The sequence below is a fragment of the Pontibacter sp. T17 genome (assembly GCF_057219875.1).
The window spans coordinates 52722-70974 of the sequence record NZ_JBXVVW010000002.1 but is presented as its reverse complement, the minus strand read 5'-3'; the positions used below and the strand labels follow the sequence as shown (position 1 = coordinate 70974).

The window sequence follows — 18253 nt, the reverse complement described above, 5'->3', positions numbered from 1 at the left end:
CGGTCACAGCAGCGTCACGCGTGTCTCTGGTGTGCGGCTCATCTCTATCGTGCGTCCTTCGGCTGTGGCCTTGAGGCTCAGGGCAAAATCTGGCTTACCCGTTGCTACGTCAATCTGCACTACGTTGCCATCCGCTTCGCAGATCAGCAGCTTGTTGTGCGTCCAACTGAAGTCTACCGCATTTACCGATGCGCCAGTATATTTCAGGACATCTTGCTCCTGCATAGTCAGCATATCCAAACGGGAGAGAATACCTGTTTCATTGGAGAAGAGGTACATAGCCATTCCTTCGGGATGCAGCCAAATCTGCGTCAGTTCAGGTTTGCTGACTGTGAAGATGGGATATGCCTGATCGGGCATAAGTGCATACAACTGTACGGTGTGATCGTCATAGACAGCCAAGCGACCGCCGCCAGGCCCCCCGCAAGCAGCAACGCGTGTGCGGTAAGAGAGGCTGTCGGCCTTATCAAAGCTGTAAACCAGTTTGATTTCCCGATTCTGAATAGTGTAGAGGTTGATTTGCGAGCTTTCTACATTCACAGCTACCCAGTCAGTATCTCCCTGACGGAAATGGTCAGAGCCATACACTGGATCGCGCTGTTCGAAATGGCGGTAGTCCCCGAAATCCTCATCAGCGTAGTCAGCGTCGTCGGCATTTTCATCCTCATCCTCGGACTCTTCGTCCATTTCATCGCTCTCATCTGCCGTCTCCTCTTCCTCCATCACCTCCTGCTCTTCATCCTCTTCTTCATCATATTCATCATCGCCAGCGCGGAAGGTGACACCTCCCTTTTCGTCCAGCAGCGACACTGCCCCATTGTGGTGCACCAGCAGCATTTCATTCTCACTCAAAAAGCGCGCCAGCACTGAATGAGCTGGATATCCTGTATCACACACTGCCATGACGCCAGGCTCATCGGAGGGCATAGCCACTTGAGCACTATCACCGGACATGCCGAAAAGCCATTGATTGCCCGAGGGGGAGCGTGAAACATCAATAATTTCACCATAACCTACGCCCTCCAACTTCAGCAATTCGGCCCCATCAACCGCAGCGTAGGCAAAAAAGGCATCCTCCCTGGCAATGGCGATGGCTACACCATCTTCTGTATAGCCAGCAAAGTCGGGAGTTTCTCCACGCCCTTCTCCACTGGTATTCTCTCCACCGCGCAGTGGCAGCTTTATCATCCTAAGCTCACCAAATACGTCCAGTGCTTCTGCATTGAAGAAGTCGTTGGGATTGCCAAAGCCAACATATCGCCCGTCGGGGCTGATGCCCAGCGTGTCATTGTTCAAGAGGTTGCGGGCAAAGACATCGTTCAGCGTAAACCCGCCTACGGTTTTCATTTCGCCGCCGTGTGCAATCAGACACCCTCGGCGGTTTGCCCCCATGTGGAAGGGCCGTACAATCCCATTCCGAATTGACATCCAGAAGATCTCTCCGGAGGCATCCAGCTTCAGGCTGCATATTTCCCGGAAGAAGCTGCTAAGTGCCTCACGGTACGCCTCGGAAGCTTCCGGGTTCCGCAGATTGAGCATATTCTGATCTACTTCCAGATCCTGCGCACGGAAGCGCAACACTGCATGCGAGCCCAACACTTTCAGTGTGCGTGGATCGAAAGACTGCACCTTCAGTATGGCATATTCTTCCCCTTGATCCATCACATAATCTACTGGCGCATCATAATCCAGCCGTATGCCTATGTTATGCTGCACATTGAGGTCAAAAGGTTCTTTATTGGCATTGAAATCGCTTTTGGGGCCTTCCTTAAAGAACCGGATCTGTACTTCATCCGTCAGGAAATTGGCTTCCAGAATGCCCTGACGCGTTCGCCGAGGTTTCAGATCCCAGTCGTCTTTCACATAGTGCATCCAGATGACATCATCAGAAGGTGCGAATACCTTATTCCCAATACCCAGATACTTCTTGCTGATTACCCCCTCTTCCTGAAATGAATTCAGATTGAATCGGAAAAGACTCTCGTCTCTTCCGTTGGATTCATACACGAAAATGTGCAAATAATTGCCTGAAGGGGATACCGCCCCGCGAGCATATTCACCATTGAACCGATACTCTTTCAGAAGCGCGCCCGTTTGGGTTTGGCTCAGGGTAATACGCCCTGTCTCATCCACCACCAACAGATGTTCACCACGATACTGAATCAGTACGATTTCGTGCTTGTGATGAAATATGCTGGCGAGTTTCTGTTCCGGAGCCCCATCGGCAGGGTTTACAGAATGGATATCCACTTGGCCTGTAGACCAGCCTAAGGCAACATACGTTGATTCCGGGTTGTACTCAATTACAAATGCATTCATAGTTCATAGGTTGTCTGTAAAGCAACCCAGTATTCCTCTGCCACACAATTGACTTATATATTCTTAACACCAATCACATACGGTAACAGTAAATAGTTATTAATATTTAATTTATGGCATATTATTACAATTGCTGAGGCAATTCAATTTCCCTTAGGGTGCCCAGTACGTCATTTGCTGCTGCATTGAAGAATATGTTGGGGTTACAAAACCCTATATAGTTCCCGTCTGGACTGACACCCAGTGTGTAGTTATTGATATAGTTGCGGTCAAACGGATCGTCCAGTAATACCCCGCCACCGTACTGCAGGGGGTCAGGAGCGGAGATCAGGCAGCCACGCTGATTTCGCCTCAGGTCGAATGGCCGTACCTGTCCATTACGAAGCGATATCCAGCAAAGGCTTCCCCCGAGGGCCAGCTTCAGGCCACATACTTCCCCGGAGAGCCTGAATAGCGCCTCGCGATAGGCGGAGGTGTCTACTGGCCCTCTGAGCGCATGTATGCCCGGTTCTACCTCCATTTCTGCGGCGCTGAAATGCAGAGCTGCATGCACGCCCAGTACCTGTAACGTAAGCGGATTGAACGATTGCAGCGTGAGCACTATCCTCTCCGCCCCCGCTACTGTCGTATACTCTACTGGATCGTCATAATTCAACCGAATGCCGATTCCCTGTGCCACATTGATATCAAATGGCTCTTTGTCAGCGTGCAAGTCGTTGGCGGGCCCCTGATTGAAGAGTCGCAGACAAGCCTCCCCCGTACGGAAACTGCCCTCCAGGATTCCCTGTTGCGTGCGTGGCGGCTCAGCCGCCAGATTGTCCTTTACATAGTGCATCCAGATAACGTCGTCCGATGGCGCATATACTCTGTTCCCAGTACCAAGATGCCGCTCTGTGATTACGCCTGCTTCTTCAAAGGAATGAAGGTCCAGTCTGAAGAGCCTTTCGTACCGGCCTTTAGACTGGTAGACAAACAGGTGCAGATAACGGCCGGAAGGCGATATCGCCCCCTGTGCATATTCGCCATCGAACCGATATTCCCGCTGTAGTATGCCAGTTTGTATCTGTGTAAGCGTCACATGGCCTGTTTCATCCATGGCAAGCATTTCCATGCCACGGAATTGCAGCAGCACAATCGTATGCTGGAGATGGTGGCTGCTCGATAGCTTGCGCCCCGGTGAGCCATCAGCTTCATTTACCTCGTAGACCTCTACCTGCCCACTGGGCCAGCCGAGCACTACCAGCGTTGAATCTGAATTGTACTCGATTACAAAAGCATTCATAGTTCAGAGGTTATCCGTAAAGCAACCTCATACCTTTATGCGCTCCAATCTGCTTATGTATTCTTCACAAAGACTAACCATTAAAGCAAAAAGCCCCTGATAAACAGGGGCTCATGTTAATTCAGAACAGCTCTATTACTTGACCGCTGTGACTGCCTGCTGGGCAGAAAGCACGAACTGTACAATCTGGTCAGAACTCTGGCTGATTACCTGCTGGAAGGGCACTGCCCAGAAGCCCATCAGGAACATCAGAATAATCAGTGGCATCAGAATGGCTACTTCGCGGCTATTGAGATCGGTGAGGTGGCGATTCTCCTCTTTGTCGAGTTCGCCGAACATCACACGGCGGAACATCCAGAGCATGTAAACAGCAGCGATGATTACACCGCTGGCGCCGATAGTAGCATACACCGGGCTGATCTGCGGGCTCTTGAAGCTGCCCAGCAGAATCGTGAATTCCCCTACGAAGCCATTAAGACCCGGAAGGCCAATGCTGGACATCGTGGCAATGATGAACATCAGCGTGAAGATGGGCATGATTTTGGCAATGCCCTGGAAGTCGGCAATCTCGCGGCTGTGACGGCGATCGTAAATCATGCCGACGATAAGGAACAGCGCGCCAGTAGATACCCCGTGGTTGATCATCTGCAGCACTGCACCGTTCATGGCCTCAGGGCTGAAGGCAAAAATGCCCATGATGATGAAGCCCATGTGTGCTACCGAAGAATAAGCCACCAGGCGCTTGATGTCGGACTGGACCATCGCGGCCATCGCACCGTAAATAATACCGATAAGACCCAACAGCGCCATCAGCCATGCCCACTCCAGCGAAGCTGAAGGGAAGAGCGGCAGATTGAAGCGGATAAGGCCATAAGTACCCATTTTCAGAAGAAGGCCAGCAAGAATGACCGAACCCGCAGTGGGGGCCTGAACGTGCGCAGCCGGCAGCCAGGTGTGTACCGGGAACACAGGAACCTTGATGAGGAAGCTGATGGCAAAGCCCCAGAACAGGAGATTCTGTGTAGCGGCATCCAGCGGATGCTGGCGCAGATAATCCAGAATAACTGGGAGGTCGGTGGTGAAACCGATGCCAGCGCCTTCGCCTACAAGGTTACCCAGGTACAGGATGCTGATCAGCATGAGCACCGAGCCTACCAGCGTGTAGAGGAAGAACTTGATAGCTGCATAGATACGATCCTTGCCACCCCACATGCCGATAAGGAAGTACATCGGGATAAGACCTACTTCGAAGAACACGTAGAAGAGTACAAGATCGAGCGAGAGGAACACGCCGAGTACGGCAACCTGAAGCAGGAGCAGCAGCGAATAGTAGCCCTTCTCGTTGCTGGAGATGCTGTCCCAGCTGAACCAGATACTGAGCGGGAACAGCAGCGTACAGAGCATGACCAGCCAGACGCTGATACCATCTATGCCTGTAATGAACTTGATGTCAATACCTGGGAACCAGATGTAGGCTGTTTCGAAAAGATAACCGCCCGCGGGCATGCTGGCGGCCTGTGCCAGGTATTCTTTCAGCAGCACTACCGAGAGCGCCAGTGGGATGAGTGAGGCCAGCATGGCGACGTATTTGGCCTGACGCTGAGGCAGCAACAGGATAAATGGCACGCCAATGACGCTGGAAAATATCATCACATTCATCAGCAAGCTGACGGTATCTGCGCTCATAGGAGGATGTGCTGGTAAAATTGTTCGGCCTCAAAAATACGATTACAGGCCCAAGATGCAAGGAAAAGGCAGTATAGTTCCGTCCACGTGCCTGCCAAGCCTTTGGCGGCGGCAGGTGTGGAAAGCGTGGCTATCGGTTGTTGTCGCGCCACTCGTTTACCCAGGCAGCCTGTATCATTTCCAGATGCCCCTCGTTGCTCTCTTCGGGTTTTCCTTCAAAGTGAGGCAGTTCCAGTACCCACTGGTGGAGGTCGGTGAAGCGAATACGGTAGATGCGTGATTCGTTGAAATCGTTACCAAAGCGCTCATACAAGCCCATGGCGATGTCTTCGTAATCGTTCCACCGGATTGGCAGCGCGAACATCTCGTTGTTGGCAGACATAGAAATACGGATGGGTGAGAATAATCAGTGGCCAATCATGAGCCGCTGATCGGGTATTGTAATGGAGACATTGCCGTGTACCAGGCTCTGGCAGGCAAGGCGCGATTCGAGGCGGGGGCGGATGGCGCGGTCGATATAATCTTCCTCTCGGTCAGACATCTCGGGTAAGTTGTCCATTCCCTCCTCCACGTAGATGTGGCAGGTGGTGCAGGCGCAGACACCACCGCAGTTATGGTGCAACTCTATGCCATTTTCCAAGGCGGCATCCAGAATAGACTCACCCTCCACGGCTTTAATGGAGACCGGTGCCAGCCCTTCTTCCTCGAACTGTATGTGAACTGTATGTACTTTCATGGGAATGTTTGTCAGCAGTCTACCTGCAAACGGCAGCAGCGTGTGGAATGTTTCCAAACAGGCATTCGGCTGCAAAAGTAAGCGACCGGCGCGTCAAATGGTGACGTTGAAACCGATTTCAAACCTCGGAATTGCTGGATAGCGTGCCGTACCACGTGTCAGCACCCCTGTGCTGGGGTCGTACCCCTCACCCGACTCGAAGACATCAGACACCCGATACAATGCCCAGATACCCACGAAGTTCCAGACATATTTGCCATATACAGCAACACGCCATTTGGCAATATTGGGCAAGTCGTATACACGGTTTGTTGCAGACTGACCCAGATTGTTTGTGCCCGTAGATTTGTAAGAGGTCTCAAACATGTAGCCGATTGTTGCTCCCACCTCGGCGAACTGACGCAGTCTGAAGTCGTCTCGGCGTTTGGTCGCGAAGGCAACACCGATGGGGACGTCAAAGTAAAATGCACGTACTTTCTCGCTTTCAAGGCCTGGGGTTGCGGTAGGGAACTTCTTGGCCTGCGAGGCGTCAAACACCAGCTTGTAGAAGGTAATACCAGGTTGTATTTTAACTGCCCACCGTTTATTGATAACCCAGTTCGCACTGATACCCACAAAGATACTACCAGAAAAAGGAGACACCGAAACACTGTCTGGCAGTTCCCCGGTGAACAGGTAGCCAGTGTTGAAAACGAGGTCTATCTTTTCTCCGGGCCGCACGAAAAAGCGCTTCAGGGAGCGGTTGAGCGAGTCGTCCTGTCGGCTGCCGAGTTCCTGCATCTGGGCTTCCTGGTCGCGCAACTGCTCTTCCAGCAGGCGCTCACGTTCTTTTTCGCGCTCGCGCTGCTCACGTTGGCGTCGTTTCTCGGCTTCACGGGAAAAATGCTCACGCTGGTCGGCGCTATCGTCGTCGGTCTGGGCCCATACAGGGCTTGCGGCCCCCAACAAGAGGCCAGACAGCAGGAGAAGTCGAAAAGCCATCATACGGTGCAAAGCTATTTAAAAAGCGCCCTTCTGTGTGTTATTTTGTGGGATGCGGAACAAACAACTGGAGGGCAGCAGCCTGCCCGGCGACCAGGATGAACTGGCCCTACGGCCATCCCGGTTTGCCGAGTTTGCAGGCCAGGACAAGATTCTGGAAAACCTCCGGATATTCGTGCAGGCGGCCAAGCTGCGCGACGAAACGCTGGACCACGTGATTCTGCACGGCCCGCCCGGGCTGGGGAAAACCACCCTGGCCAACATCATTGCCCAGGAGTTGGGGGCCAATATACGCACGACCAGCGGCCCCGTATTGGAAAAGCCTGCCGACCTGGCGGGTCTGCTGACGAACCTTGACACACGCGATGTGCTGTTCATTGATGAGATTCACCGTCTGAGCCCCGTGGTGGAGGAATACCTCTACTCGGCTATGGAAGACTACAAGATTGATGTAATGATTGAAACGGGCCCCAATGCCCGCAGTATTGAAATCAAGCTGAACCCCTTTACACTGGTGGGGGCTACAACCCGCGCCGGCCTGCTGACAGCCCCGCTCCTGGCTCGTTTTGGCATTCAGTGTCGGATGGAATACTACACTGCCGACCTGCTCTCGCGCATCATTGGCCGCTCGGCAAAAGTGTTGCAGGTAGGCATTGCGCCGGAAGCGGCCCTGGAAATTGCACGGCGAAGCCGTGGCACCCCCCGCATTGCCAACCGGCTGCTGCGGCGCACCCGCGACTTTGCCCAGGTGAAAGGCACTGGCAGCATTACGCTGGAGATAGCTCAGCTGGCCCTTGGTGCGCTGGAGGTTGACAGCGCGGGCCTAGATGAAATGGACAGCCGCATCCTGCTGGCCATCATCGATAAGTTTGCAGGCGGCCCCGTTGGCATCCAAACGATTGCCACCGCCGTAGGCGAGGAAGCCGAGACCATAGAAGAAGTGTACGAGCCATATCTGATTCTGGAAGGTTTTCTGAAGCGTACGCCCCGGGGCCGTGAAGCCACCCCCAAAGCCTATGCACATTTTGGGCGCATGCATGGTAGCAAGGCCAGCGAGCTTTTCTAACTTAAAGCATGTATTCTCGCGAAGCCCTGACACAAGCCATCAAGGCTGAAGCACTGCGCCTGGGCTTTGATTTCTGTGGCGTGGCAAAAGCGGGTTTTCTGGAGCCTGAGGCACGCCAACTGGAGGCTTTCCTGCAAAAGGAGCATCACGGGAAAATGACATGGCTGGAGGGGTACTTTGACCTGCGGACAGATCCCCGTCTGCTGGTGCCGGGAGCCAAGTCGGTGATCAGCGTGCTGAAAAACTACTACCCAGCGCCGGAGGACCGTCAGCAGCAGGGGCTACCCAAAATCAGTACCTATGCCTATGGGCAGGATTACCATCGGGTAATCAAGCAGGATTTGATACAGCTGGCAGAGTTTATCGAAAGCAAGTGTGGCGCCGTCAATCAGCGCTGGTGCACAGATTCGGCCCCTGTGATGGACAAAGCCTGGGCACGGCTGGCGGGCCTTGGCTGGGTAGGCAAAAACACAAACCTGATACGGCCAGGGACCGGCTCGTTCTTCTTCATTGGCGAGCTGATACTGGACGTGGAGTTGGTGTACGATGGCCCCATGCGCGACTTCTGCGGCACCTGCACCCGCTGCATCGACGCTTGCCCTACCGGCGCCCTGACGCCGTACCAGATAGACTCGCGCAAGTGTATCAGCTACCAGACGATTGAGCTGAAAGACCGGATTGAGGATCAGTACCGGGGCAATGCACTGGCGGGTTGGGCATATGGCTGCGACATCTGCCAGGATGTTTGCCCCTGGAACCGCTTTGCACAAGCCCACAATGATGCACGCTTCAAGCCCCTGCCCCACCTGAACCGCACGCCTGAAGAATGGGAGGCTACCAGCGGCAACCAGTTTGACAAGCTGCTGCGACCTACGGCCATGGGGCGCATACGGAGGGAGAAGTGGCTGGATAACCTATCTGCTGCCCAGGAAAGCCGCCCCTAGCGATTGTAACAAAGCATCAGTCGCGAGAACTGCGGATGGCCTTGCCCAGCAGCAGGTAGGCCCCTACCCCTGCCAGTTTGAACATCCAGCCGCCAGTAAACACCAGCAGCGCGATGAACAATCCGCGGGCCCATACCTGCCCCTTAGGTGGCACCAACCGCGCAAACACGCCCAGCACATACCCCTTACGAGGGCGGTGGTACTGGAGGCGGAACTTTGGAAGATCATTATCGTAATCCATGTCTAAGAGACTATGGATTCGCATGTAAGTTGCGCCACGGCGCTCCTCCAAACTTTAATTCCGTGCATTAAAACGCAAACCGCCGGGTTTGAGACCCGGCGGTTTAACGTGTTCGCGAAAACAGAGTTTATTCCGAGACCAGTTCGCGGTCGCGCTGGCGGCCACGAGACAGGCGCTCATAAGGTGCAGATGCATCGGCATCGAGTGGCAGGTTGTTGTAGTCGTCGACCGACATGACAACCATATCCTCGTATTCGCGCAGGCCAGTACCTGCGGGAATGAGGTGCCCCACGATTACGTTTTCCTTCAGGCCCAGCAGATCGTCTTCCTTGGCAGCGATAGCGGCTTCGGAGAGTACCTTGGTGGTTTCCTGGAAGGATGCGGCGGACATGAAGGACTTGGTGCCAAGCGAAGCGCGCGTGATACCCTGCAGCGTAGACGAGGCTACGGCAGCACGGGCGTCGCGGGTGACCACCACCTTCTTGTCCTTACGCTTGAGCATGGAGTTTTCGTCGCGGAGCTTGCGCGCCGAGATGATCATGCCTGGACGGAGCGTCGTTGACTCACCTGCGTCGACAACCACCTTCTTGTCGAAGATCCAGTCGTTTTCCTCCTGGAATTCCTGACGGTCGGCGATTTCGCGCTCAAGGAAGATGGTATCGCCGGGGTCTTCGATCTCGACTTTCTGCATCATCTGACGTACGATGACTTCGATGTGCTTGTCGTTGATCTTCACACCCTGGAGGCGGTATACAGCCTGGATTTCGTTCACGATGTACTCCTGAACAGCGGCCGTACCCTTGATGCGGAGAATGTCGGCGGGGGTAATGGCACCGTCGGAGAGCGGCGTGCCAGCGTATACCAGGTCGTTGTCCTGCACGAGGATGTGCTTAGACAACGGCACCATATACTTGCGCTCTTCAGAACCGTCGCGGCTCACGATCATAATCTCGCGGTTACCACGCTTGATGCTGCCGAGCTGTACGATACCGTCGATTTCCGACACCACCGCAGGGTTCGAGGGGTTACGGGCTTCGAAGAGTTCGGTAACGCGGGGCAGACCACCGGTGATGTCACCTGTCTTGGAGAGTGTACGCGGAATCTTGACGAGAATCTGACCGGGCTTCACCTTCTGGTTGTTCTCGACGATAATGTGCGAGCCAACCGGGATGTTGTAGGTCTTCACGACGTTGCCCTTCTGGTCCAGCACAGTGATGGCCGGGTTGATGGTCTTGTCGCGGTTCTCGATAACAACCTTCTCCTTGTAGCCGGTCTGGTCGTCGACTTCCTCGCGGTAGGTAATACCCTCGAGGATGTTGTCGTACTGGACCTTACCGTCCACATCGGACATGATGACGGCGTTGTAGGGATCCCAGCGGCAGAGCTCAGTGCCCTTTTCGACAATCTGGCCATCCTTCACGAGCAGCTCAGAACCGTAAGGCAGGTTGTTGAGGGTGAGCTGACGACCGGAGTCGACATCCACCAGCTTGATTTCGCCGTTGCGGCCGATGATGATCTGTACTGGCTCTTCGGCGTCGGTCTTCTCGACGGAACGAACGTTTTCCAGCACGATCTTACCGCGGTATTTGGAGCGAATCTGGCTGTCGGCCGAGAGGCGCTGGGCAGTACCACCCACGTGGAAGGTACGCAGCGTCAGCTGGGTGCCTGGTTCGCCGATAGACTGGGCAGCGATAACGCCTACAGCCTCACCCTTCTGCACCAGCTGGCCCGTGGCCAGGTTACGGCCATAGCACTTGGAGCAGGTACCACGCTTGCTATCGCAGGTAAGAACCGAGCGGATGTCTACGGTTTCTACACCCGCTTCCTCGATCTTACGAGCAATGTCTTCCGAGATTTCGCCACCCGAAGCGATGATGATTTCGTCGGTAAGTGGATGACGGACATCTTCCAGCGGTGTGCGGCCAACGATACGGTCGGCCAGGGGCTCGACGATATCGTCGTTTTCGCGGAGTGCCGAGATGGAAATGCCACGCAGGGTGCCGCAATCTTCTTCAGTGATGATAACGTCCTGCGCAACGTCAACGAGACGACGGGTAAGGTAACCGGCATCCGCAGTCTTGAGCGCGGTATCGGCCAGACCCTTACGGGCACCGTGGGTCGAGATGAAGTACTCGAGTACGGAGAGACCTTCCTTGAAGTTTGACAGGATGGGGTTCTCGATGATTTCGCCCGAAGAACCCTTGAGGGTTTTCTGCGGCTTGGCCATCAGACCACGCATACCGCCGAGCTGACGAATCTGCTCTTTCGAACCACGCGCACCGGAATCCAGCATCATGTAAACGGGGTTGAAGCCGTCTTCGTCCGAGGCAATCTGCTTGAGCAGGGCTTCGGTGATCTTGGAGTTGGTGCGGGTCCAGATGTCGATAACCTGGTTGTAACGCTCGTTCTCGGTGATGAGACCCATACCGTAGCTGGCGTACACCTCGTCGATCTTGGTCTGCGCTTCTGCGATGAACTTTTCTTTCTCGGCAGGCACCAGTACGTCGGAGAGACGGAAAGAGAGACCACCGCGGAAAGCCATTCCGAAGCCCAGCGCCTTCAGATCATCAAGGAAGTGGGCCGTACGGGCCATGCCGCAGGCGCGGAACACTTCCTGGATTACGTTACGCAGCTGACTCTTGGTGAGCAGACGGTTGATGTAGCCTACCTCGGCAGGTACAATCTGGTTGAAGAGCACACGGCCCACCGAAGTTGCGATAAACTTGTCTTCCGTCAGCAAGGCCAGCATGTGCTTCTTGCGGTCGGCGTCCTGTACGTTCATGCCCTCGATGGTAGCCTTGTCAATGGCTTCCTTGTTGGGGAGCGTCTGACGGTCGTGCTTACCGTTGTAGCGGAGGAGAATGCGTGCATGAAGGTCAATCTGCTTCTCGTTATAAGCAATGATTACCTCTTCGGCACTGTAGAAGATGTTGCCTTCGCCACGCTGACGCGGGCGGTCTTTGGTGATGTAGTACACCCCGAGTACCATGTCCTGCGAGGGTACCGTAACGGGGGCGCCGTTGGCGGGGTGCAGGATGTTGTGGCTGGCCAGCATGAGCAGCGACGCTTCCAGAATGGCTTCGTTGCTGAGGGGCACGTGCACGGCCATCTGATCACCGTCAAAGTCGGCGTTGAAGCCCGTGGTTACGAGCGGGTGCAGCTGTATAGCCTTGCCCTCAATCAGCTTGGGCTGGAAGGCCTGGATACCCAGACGGTGCAGTGTTGGCGCACGGTTGAGCAGTACGGGGTGGCCCTTGAGAACGTTTTCCAGGATTTCCCACACGACGGGATCCTTGCGGTCGACGATCTTCTTGGCGCTCTTTACCGTCTTGACGATGCCGCGCTCGAGGAGTTTGCGGATGACAAACGGCTTGAAGAGCTCGGCAGCCATGTCCTTGGGCAGACCGCACTCGTGGAGCTTGAGCTCGGGGCCTACGACGATAACCGAACGACCGGAGTAGTCGACACGCTTACCGAGGAGGTTCTGACGGAAGCGGCCCTGCTTGCCTTTCAGCATGTCGGACAGCGACTTCAGGGCGCGGTTGCTCTCGGTACGTACCGCATTGACTTTGCGGGTGTTGTCAAAGAGACTGTCTACGGCCTCCTGCAGCATGCGCTTCTCGTTACGCAGAATTACCTCGGGCGCCTTGATCTCGATGAGGCGCTTGAGGCGGTTGTTGCGAATGATGACGCGACGGTAGAGGTCGTTGAGGTCGGACGTTGCGAAACGGCCACCCTCAAGGGGTACGAGGGGGCGCAGTTCAGGGGGAATAACCGGTACCATGCGGATCACCATCCACTCGGGACGGTTCTCGATACGCTTGTTGGCACCACGGAATGCCTCCACGACCTTGAGGCGTTTCAGGGCCTCGTTCTTACGCTGCTGGCTGGTTTCTTCAGCTGCTGCACGGCGAAGCTCATAGCTGAGTTCGTCGAGTTGCAGGGTGCTGAGGAGGAGTTCCAGCGCCTCGGCGCCCATCTTGGCGACAAACTTGTTGGCGTCGGAATCGTCCAGGTATACGTTGTCCTTGGGAAGACGCTCAAGGAGATCGAGGTATTCGTCTTCGGTGAGGAAGTCCATGCGGTTGACACCCTCAGCGGCCAGCGGCCCGGGGTTGATGACCACATAGCGCTCATAATAGATTACCTGGTCGAGCTTCTTGGTAGAAAGACCGAGCAGGTTACCGATTTTGTTGGGCAGCGAACGGAAATACCAGATATGCGCTACAGGCACCACCAGAGAGATGTGGCCCATACGCTCACGGCGCACCTTCTTCTCGGTGACCTCTACGCCGCAACGGTCGCAGATGATGCCCTTGTAACGGATGCGCTTGTACTTGCCGCAATGGCATTCGTAGTCCTTAACGGGGCCGAAAATGCGCTCACAGAAGAGGCCGCCCATTTCCGGCTTGTATGTGCGGTAGTTGATGGTTTCGGGCTTAATGACCTCACCAAACGACCGCATGAGGATGGCTTCCGGAGATGCGAGGCTCACGATGAGCTTCCGGAAGTCACTTTTGAGTTTCGTATCTTTTTTCGCGAACATGAACGAAAGCTGTTGGGTCGAACCAATGCCAGGTTAACCGACTGCCCCCGAAGGTTTAGCCTCCGGGGGTGTCATTGAAAGTTAGTCGAGGGTTACCTCGAGAGCCAGACCACGGAGTTCGTGGATGAGTACGTTGAAGGACTCGGGGATACCGGGTTCTGGAACGTTCTCGCCCTTGACGATGGCCTCGTATGTTTTGGCACGTCCGATGACGTCGTCACTCTTGACCGTGAGGAGCTCGCGCAGGATGTGAGCGGCACCGAAGGCCTCGAGTGCCCACACTTCCATCTCGCCGAAGCGCTGACCGCCAAACTGCGCCTTACCACCCAGCGGCTGCTGCGTAATAAGTGAGTAGGGCCCGATGGAACGTGCGTGCATCTTATCGTCAACCATGTGGCTGAGCTTCAGCATGTAGATTACACCAACGGTGGTCTGTTGCTGGAAACGCTCGCCAGTCTGGCCATCGTAGAGGTAGGTGCGGCCAAACTCGGGCAAACCTGCCTTCTCGAGTTCGCCGTTGACCTCATCGATGGTAGCGCCGTCGAAGATTGGGGTAGCGTATTTCACACCCATCTTCTTGCCGGCCCATCCCAGAATGGTTTCGTAGATCTGACCGAGGTTCATACGGCTAGGTACACCCAGGGGGTTAAGTACCACATCGACTGGCGTACCATCGGCCAGGAAGGGCATGTCTTCGGCACGCACAATCTTGGCAACGATACCTTTGTTACCGTGGCGACCAGCCATCTTGTCGCCCACCTTCAGCTTGCGCTTGTTGGCAACATAGACCTTGGCCAGCTTGACGATACCCGTTGGGAGTTCATCGCCGACAGAGATTTGATACTTGTCGCGCTTGAACTTGCCGTCGATTTCGTTGAACCGGTTCTTATAGTTGTGGAAGAGCTGGATGATGGTGCTGTTCAGTTCTTCGTCGGTCACCCACTCGGAGGGAACGAGGTCGATAAAACGGGCACCTTCGATCAGCTTCTCGCTGAACTTCTTGTTCGGAGCGATGATTTCCTCGCCGAACTTGTTGCGCACACCGTTGAGCTTGCGGTCAGAGAGCAACTTGACGAGCTTCTGTACCATCAGGCGGTCGAGTGCGGCAATATCGTCCTTGTACTGGTCTTCGAGGTCCTGAAGCTTCTTCTTGTCATTCGAGCGGGACTTGCCGTCCTTCTTGTCTTTCGAGAAGAGCTTTTTGTCGATGACCACACCGCGGAAAGATGGCGGCGCCTTGAGAGAGGCATCCTTCACGTCGCCAGCTTTGTCGCCGAAGATAGCGCGGAGCAGCTTCTCTTCCGGGGTAGGATCGGTTTCGCCTTTGGGGGTAATCTTACCAATCAGGATGTCGCCTTCCTTCACTTCCGCACCGATACGGATAAGGCCATTCTCGTCGAGGTGACGGGTAGCTTCTTCCGATACGTTGGGAATTTCGTTGGTGAGCTCTTCCTGACCCAGCTTGGTGTCGCGCACCTGAAGCTCAAACTCTTCTACGTGAATAGAAGTGAAGAAGTCTTCATTTACAACGCGCTCGCTGATAACGATGGCATCCTCGAAGTTGTAACCCTGCCAAGGCATGAACGCTACCAGAAGGTTGCGGCCAAGTGCAAGTTCACCCTGCTCGGTGCTGTAGCCTTCGGTAAGGATTGTACCCTTTTCAACACGCTGGCCGTTCTTGACGATTGGCTTCATGTTGACGGCCGAACTCTGGTTGGTACGCTTGAACTTCTGAAGCTTGTAAGTAACGATGTCACCCGAGAAGCTGATCATGTTCTGCGTGTCGTCGAGCTCGTAGCGGATGCGGATTTCGTTTGCATCTACAAACTCAACCACACCGGGGCCCTCGGCAACAATCAGCGCGCGGGAATCAACTGCGGCCTTTCCTTCGAGACCGGTACCTACCACTGGTGCATCGGGGCGCAGCAGGGGCACAGCCTGGCGTTGCATGTTCGAGCCCATGAGCGCACGGTTGGCGTCATCGTGCTCGAGGAAGGGAATCAGCGACGCAGCCAGCGATACAATCTGGTTGGGCGCGATGTCCATGTAGTGCACTTCTTCTGGCGCGACAATGGGGAAGTCGGCCATGTGGCGTGCCTTCACCTTGTCTACCAGCGCACCTTTTGTATCATGCTCGGTATCGGACTGCGCGATGATGGTATCCTCTTCCTCCTCCGCGCTAAGATACAGAACGTTCTTCTTGTCAACCTTGCCACTCTCAACCTTCCAGTAGGGCGTTTCGATGAAGCCCATGCTGTTCACCTTGGCGAAAATGCACAGACTGGAAATCAGACCAATGTTCGGGCCTTCCGGCGTTTCAATCGGGCAAAGGCGACCATAGTGGCTGTAGTGTACGTCACGCACCTCGAAGCCTGCGTGCTCTCGGCTAAGACCGCCCGGTCCGAGTGCTGAAATACGACGCTTGTGCGTGATTTCGCTCAGAGGGTTGGTCTGGTCCATAAACTGGCTCAGCTGGCTCGTTCCGAAGAAGGAGTTGATAACCGAGCTGAGGGTACGGGCGTTGATCAGGTCAGCAGGCGTGAACAGTTCGTTGTCACGAATGTTCATGCGCTCGCGGATGGTACGGGCCATACGGGCCAGACCTACGCTGAACTGTGCGTATAGCTGCTCACCTACCGTGCGTACGCGACGGTTGGACAGGTGATCGATATCATCGACGGCCGTCTTCTGGTTCAGCAGTTCGATCAGGTAATTAACAATCCGGATGATGTCCTTCTTGGTCAATACCTGGCTGCTTTCTTCCTGGGTGCCATGCAGTTTCTTATTCAGGCGATAACGACCTACCTCACCAAGGTCATAGCGCTTGTCACTGAAGAAGAGCTTTTCAATGATACCACGAGCAGTTTCCTCGTCAGGAGCTTCGGCATTGCGCAGCTGACGATAGATCAACTGCACAGCTTCCATCTCGCTGTTGGAGTTGTCCTTCTGAAGCGTGTTCAGAATGATGGAATATTCGTTGGCTTGAGCAGACTCGGCCAGCAGGATGATCGATTTTTCACCACTCTCTACAATCGTATCGATATCATCCTCATCCAGCACATGGTCGCGCTCAAGCAGAACCTGGTTACGTGTGATGGAGATTACCTCACCGGTATCTTCATCGACGAAGTCTTCCACCCAGGTCTTGAGCACCCTTGCTGCCAACTTACGGCCAACGACCTTTTTCAGGCTGGCCTTGTTAGCTTTTACCTCCTCGGCCAAACCGAAGATTTCCAGTATATCCTTGTCGGAGCTGTAACCAATAGCGCGAAGGAGCGTAGTGATGGGGAATTTCTTCTTGCCATCGATGTACGCATACATCACGTTGTTTACATCCGTCGAAAATTCAATCCAGCTACCCTTGAACGGAATGATACGAGCTGAATACAGCTTGGTACCGTTCGGGTGCACGCTCTGACCAAAGAAAACGCCTGGAGAGCGGTGCAGCTGAGACACAATAACCCGCTCGGCGCCGTTGATAATGAACGTGCCAGCAGGCGTCATGTAAGGGATATTGCCCAGGTATACTTCCTGTACAACAGGCTCGAAGTCGTCGTTGTCAGGATCCTTGCAATAGAGATATAGTTTTGCCTTGAGGGCAACGGAGAAAGTGAGACCACGTTCCTTACACTCGTCGATGTCATAGCGTGGGGGATCGACGGTGTAGTCCTGGAACTCAAGTACAAAGTTCTCCCGAGCGTCGGTGACGGGGAAGTTCTCCTTGAATACTTTGTACAGGCCTTCGTTTGCACGACGGTCCGGCGGAGTATCCAGCTGCAGGAATTCCTTGAAGGATTGCAACTGAACCTCGAGCAGGTCGGGATATTCAGCACCCGTTGTATCCTTACCAAAGGATATACGGGGGCTTTCGAAGATATTCGCCAAGTACGTCAGTTATTAAATGGTGAGGAGGATAAACGGGTGTAGACCTGACTTTCGCCAGGTCTACCCAAAACGCTACGCGGTAGCAATATCGTGCAAAACCGCGAGAATCCAGCTTGAAGTCAAACGCGGCAAAGCCGCACTCACTTACTTAACTTCAACTTCAGCGCCGGCTTCCACGAGCTGAGCCTTAATAGACTCGGCTTCTTCTTTGGAAACCTTCTCCTTCACGGGCTGGGGAGCGCCGTCTACGAGGTCCTTCGCCTCTTTCAGGCCAAGACCGGTCAGGTTCTTCACAACCTTAACCACTTCGAGTTTCTTAGCGCCACCATTCTTCAGGATAACGTCAAACTCGGTTTTTTCAGCGACAGCAGCGCCAGCGTCGCCACCGGCAACAGCGCCAGCTACCATTACGGGAGCAGCAGCAGCGGGGGTGATACCGTACTCGTCCTTCAGGATGGTAGCGAGGTCGTTAACCTCTTTAACGGTGAGGTTGACCAGGGTCTCGGCAAGTTGCTTCAGATCAGCCATTGTAGGAAGTATTGAACTCGTTGTGGTGGAAAATCAAAA

12 protein-coding genes are annotated in these 18253 nt (G+C 54.6%); 2 read left to right on the top strand and 10 right to left on the bottom strand.

Annotated elements, in window-relative coordinates:
- Positions 1-3: 3 nt before the first annotated feature.
- The 6 genes from AC2D8O_RS08220 to AC2D8O_RS08195 all read right to left on the bottom strand — a co-directional run bounded on the left by AC2D8O_RS08220 (position 4) and on the right by AC2D8O_RS08195 (position 7007).
- Positions 4-2319, bottom strand: a complete 2316-nt coding sequence (locus AC2D8O_RS08220) for a hypothetical protein (RefSeq protein ID WP_484678338.1) — start codon at positions 2317-2319, stop codon at positions 4-6.
- 124 nt (positions 2320-2443) lie between these two features.
- Entirely contained in the window at positions 2444-3601 is a 1158-nt protein-coding gene (locus tag AC2D8O_RS08215) for a hypothetical protein (protein WP_484678337.1), read from the bottom strand.
- 135 nt (positions 3602-3736) lie between these two features.
- Positions 3737-5287 (bottom strand): complex I subunit 4 family protein, encoded by a 1551-nt coding sequence (locus AC2D8O_RS08210; RefSeq protein ID WP_484678336.1) that lies wholly within the window; start codon positions 5285-5287, stop codon positions 3737-3739.
- Between the two features lie 130 nt (positions 5288-5417).
- Positions 5418-5669: a Fe-S cluster assembly protein IscX gene (iscX, locus tag AC2D8O_RS08205; protein WP_484678335.1), complete on the bottom strand. Its 252-nt coding sequence runs from the start codon at positions 5667-5669 to the stop codon at positions 5418-5420.
- A 24-nt stretch (positions 5670-5693) separates the two neighbouring features.
- Positions 5694-6023 carry a 2Fe-2S iron-sulfur cluster-binding protein gene (locus tag AC2D8O_RS08200; protein ID WP_484678334.1) on the bottom strand — a complete coding sequence of 110 codons (330 nt, stop codon included), beginning with the start codon at positions 6021-6023 and terminating at the stop codon, positions 5694-5696.
- 93 nt (positions 6024-6116) lie between these two features.
- Entirely contained in the window at positions 6117-7007 is an 891-nt protein-coding gene (locus AC2D8O_RS08195) for an outer membrane beta-barrel protein (protein WP_484678333.1), read from the bottom strand.
- Positions 7008-7056: 49 nt separating this feature from the next.
- Here AC2D8O_RS08195 and ruvB point away from each other — a divergent pair, with 49 nt between their 5' ends.
- Together ruvB and queG are read left to right on the top strand one after the other, a co-directional pair.
- Positions 7057-8070, top strand: coding sequence for a Holliday junction branch migration DNA helicase RuvB (gene ruvB, locus AC2D8O_RS08190; RefSeq protein WP_484678332.1), 1014 nt, complete (start codon positions 7057-7059; stop codon positions 8068-8070).
- 8 nt (positions 8071-8078) lie between these two features.
- Positions 8079-9014: a tRNA epoxyqueuosine(34) reductase QueG gene (gene queG, locus AC2D8O_RS08185; RefSeq protein WP_484678331.1), complete on the top strand. Its 936-nt coding sequence runs from the start codon at positions 8079-8081 to the stop codon at positions 9012-9014.
- A 16-nt stretch (positions 9015-9030) separates the two neighbouring features.
- On the opposite strand, the gene AC2D8O_RS08180 is transcribed toward queG, so the two are convergent.
- The 4 genes from AC2D8O_RS08180 to rplL all read right to left on the bottom strand — a co-directional run bounded on the left by AC2D8O_RS08180 (position 9031) and on the right by rplL (position 18214).
- A complete protein-coding gene (locus AC2D8O_RS08180) occupies positions 9031-9255 on the bottom strand; it encodes a hypothetical protein (RefSeq protein WP_484678330.1) in 225 nt (74 codons plus the stop codon).
- Between the two features lie 127 nt (positions 9256-9382).
- On the bottom strand, positions 9383-13801 hold the full coding sequence (gene rpoC / locus AC2D8O_RS08175) for a DNA-directed RNA polymerase subunit beta' (RefSeq protein ID WP_484678329.1): 4419 nt from the start codon (positions 13799-13801) through the stop codon (positions 9383-9385).
- A gap of 81 nt (positions 13802-13882) precedes the next feature.
- Positions 13883-17686 (bottom strand): DNA-directed RNA polymerase subunit beta, encoded by a 3804-nt coding sequence (gene rpoB / locus AC2D8O_RS08170; RefSeq protein ID WP_484678328.1) that lies wholly within the window; start codon positions 17684-17686, stop codon positions 13883-13885.
- A 144-nt stretch (positions 17687-17830) separates the two neighbouring features.
- Positions 17831-18214: a 50S ribosomal protein L7/L12 gene (gene rplL / locus AC2D8O_RS08165; RefSeq protein ID WP_484678327.1), complete on the bottom strand. Its 384-nt coding sequence runs from the start codon at positions 18212-18214 to the stop codon at positions 17831-17833.
- Between the last annotated feature and the right edge of the window lie 39 nt (positions 18215-18253).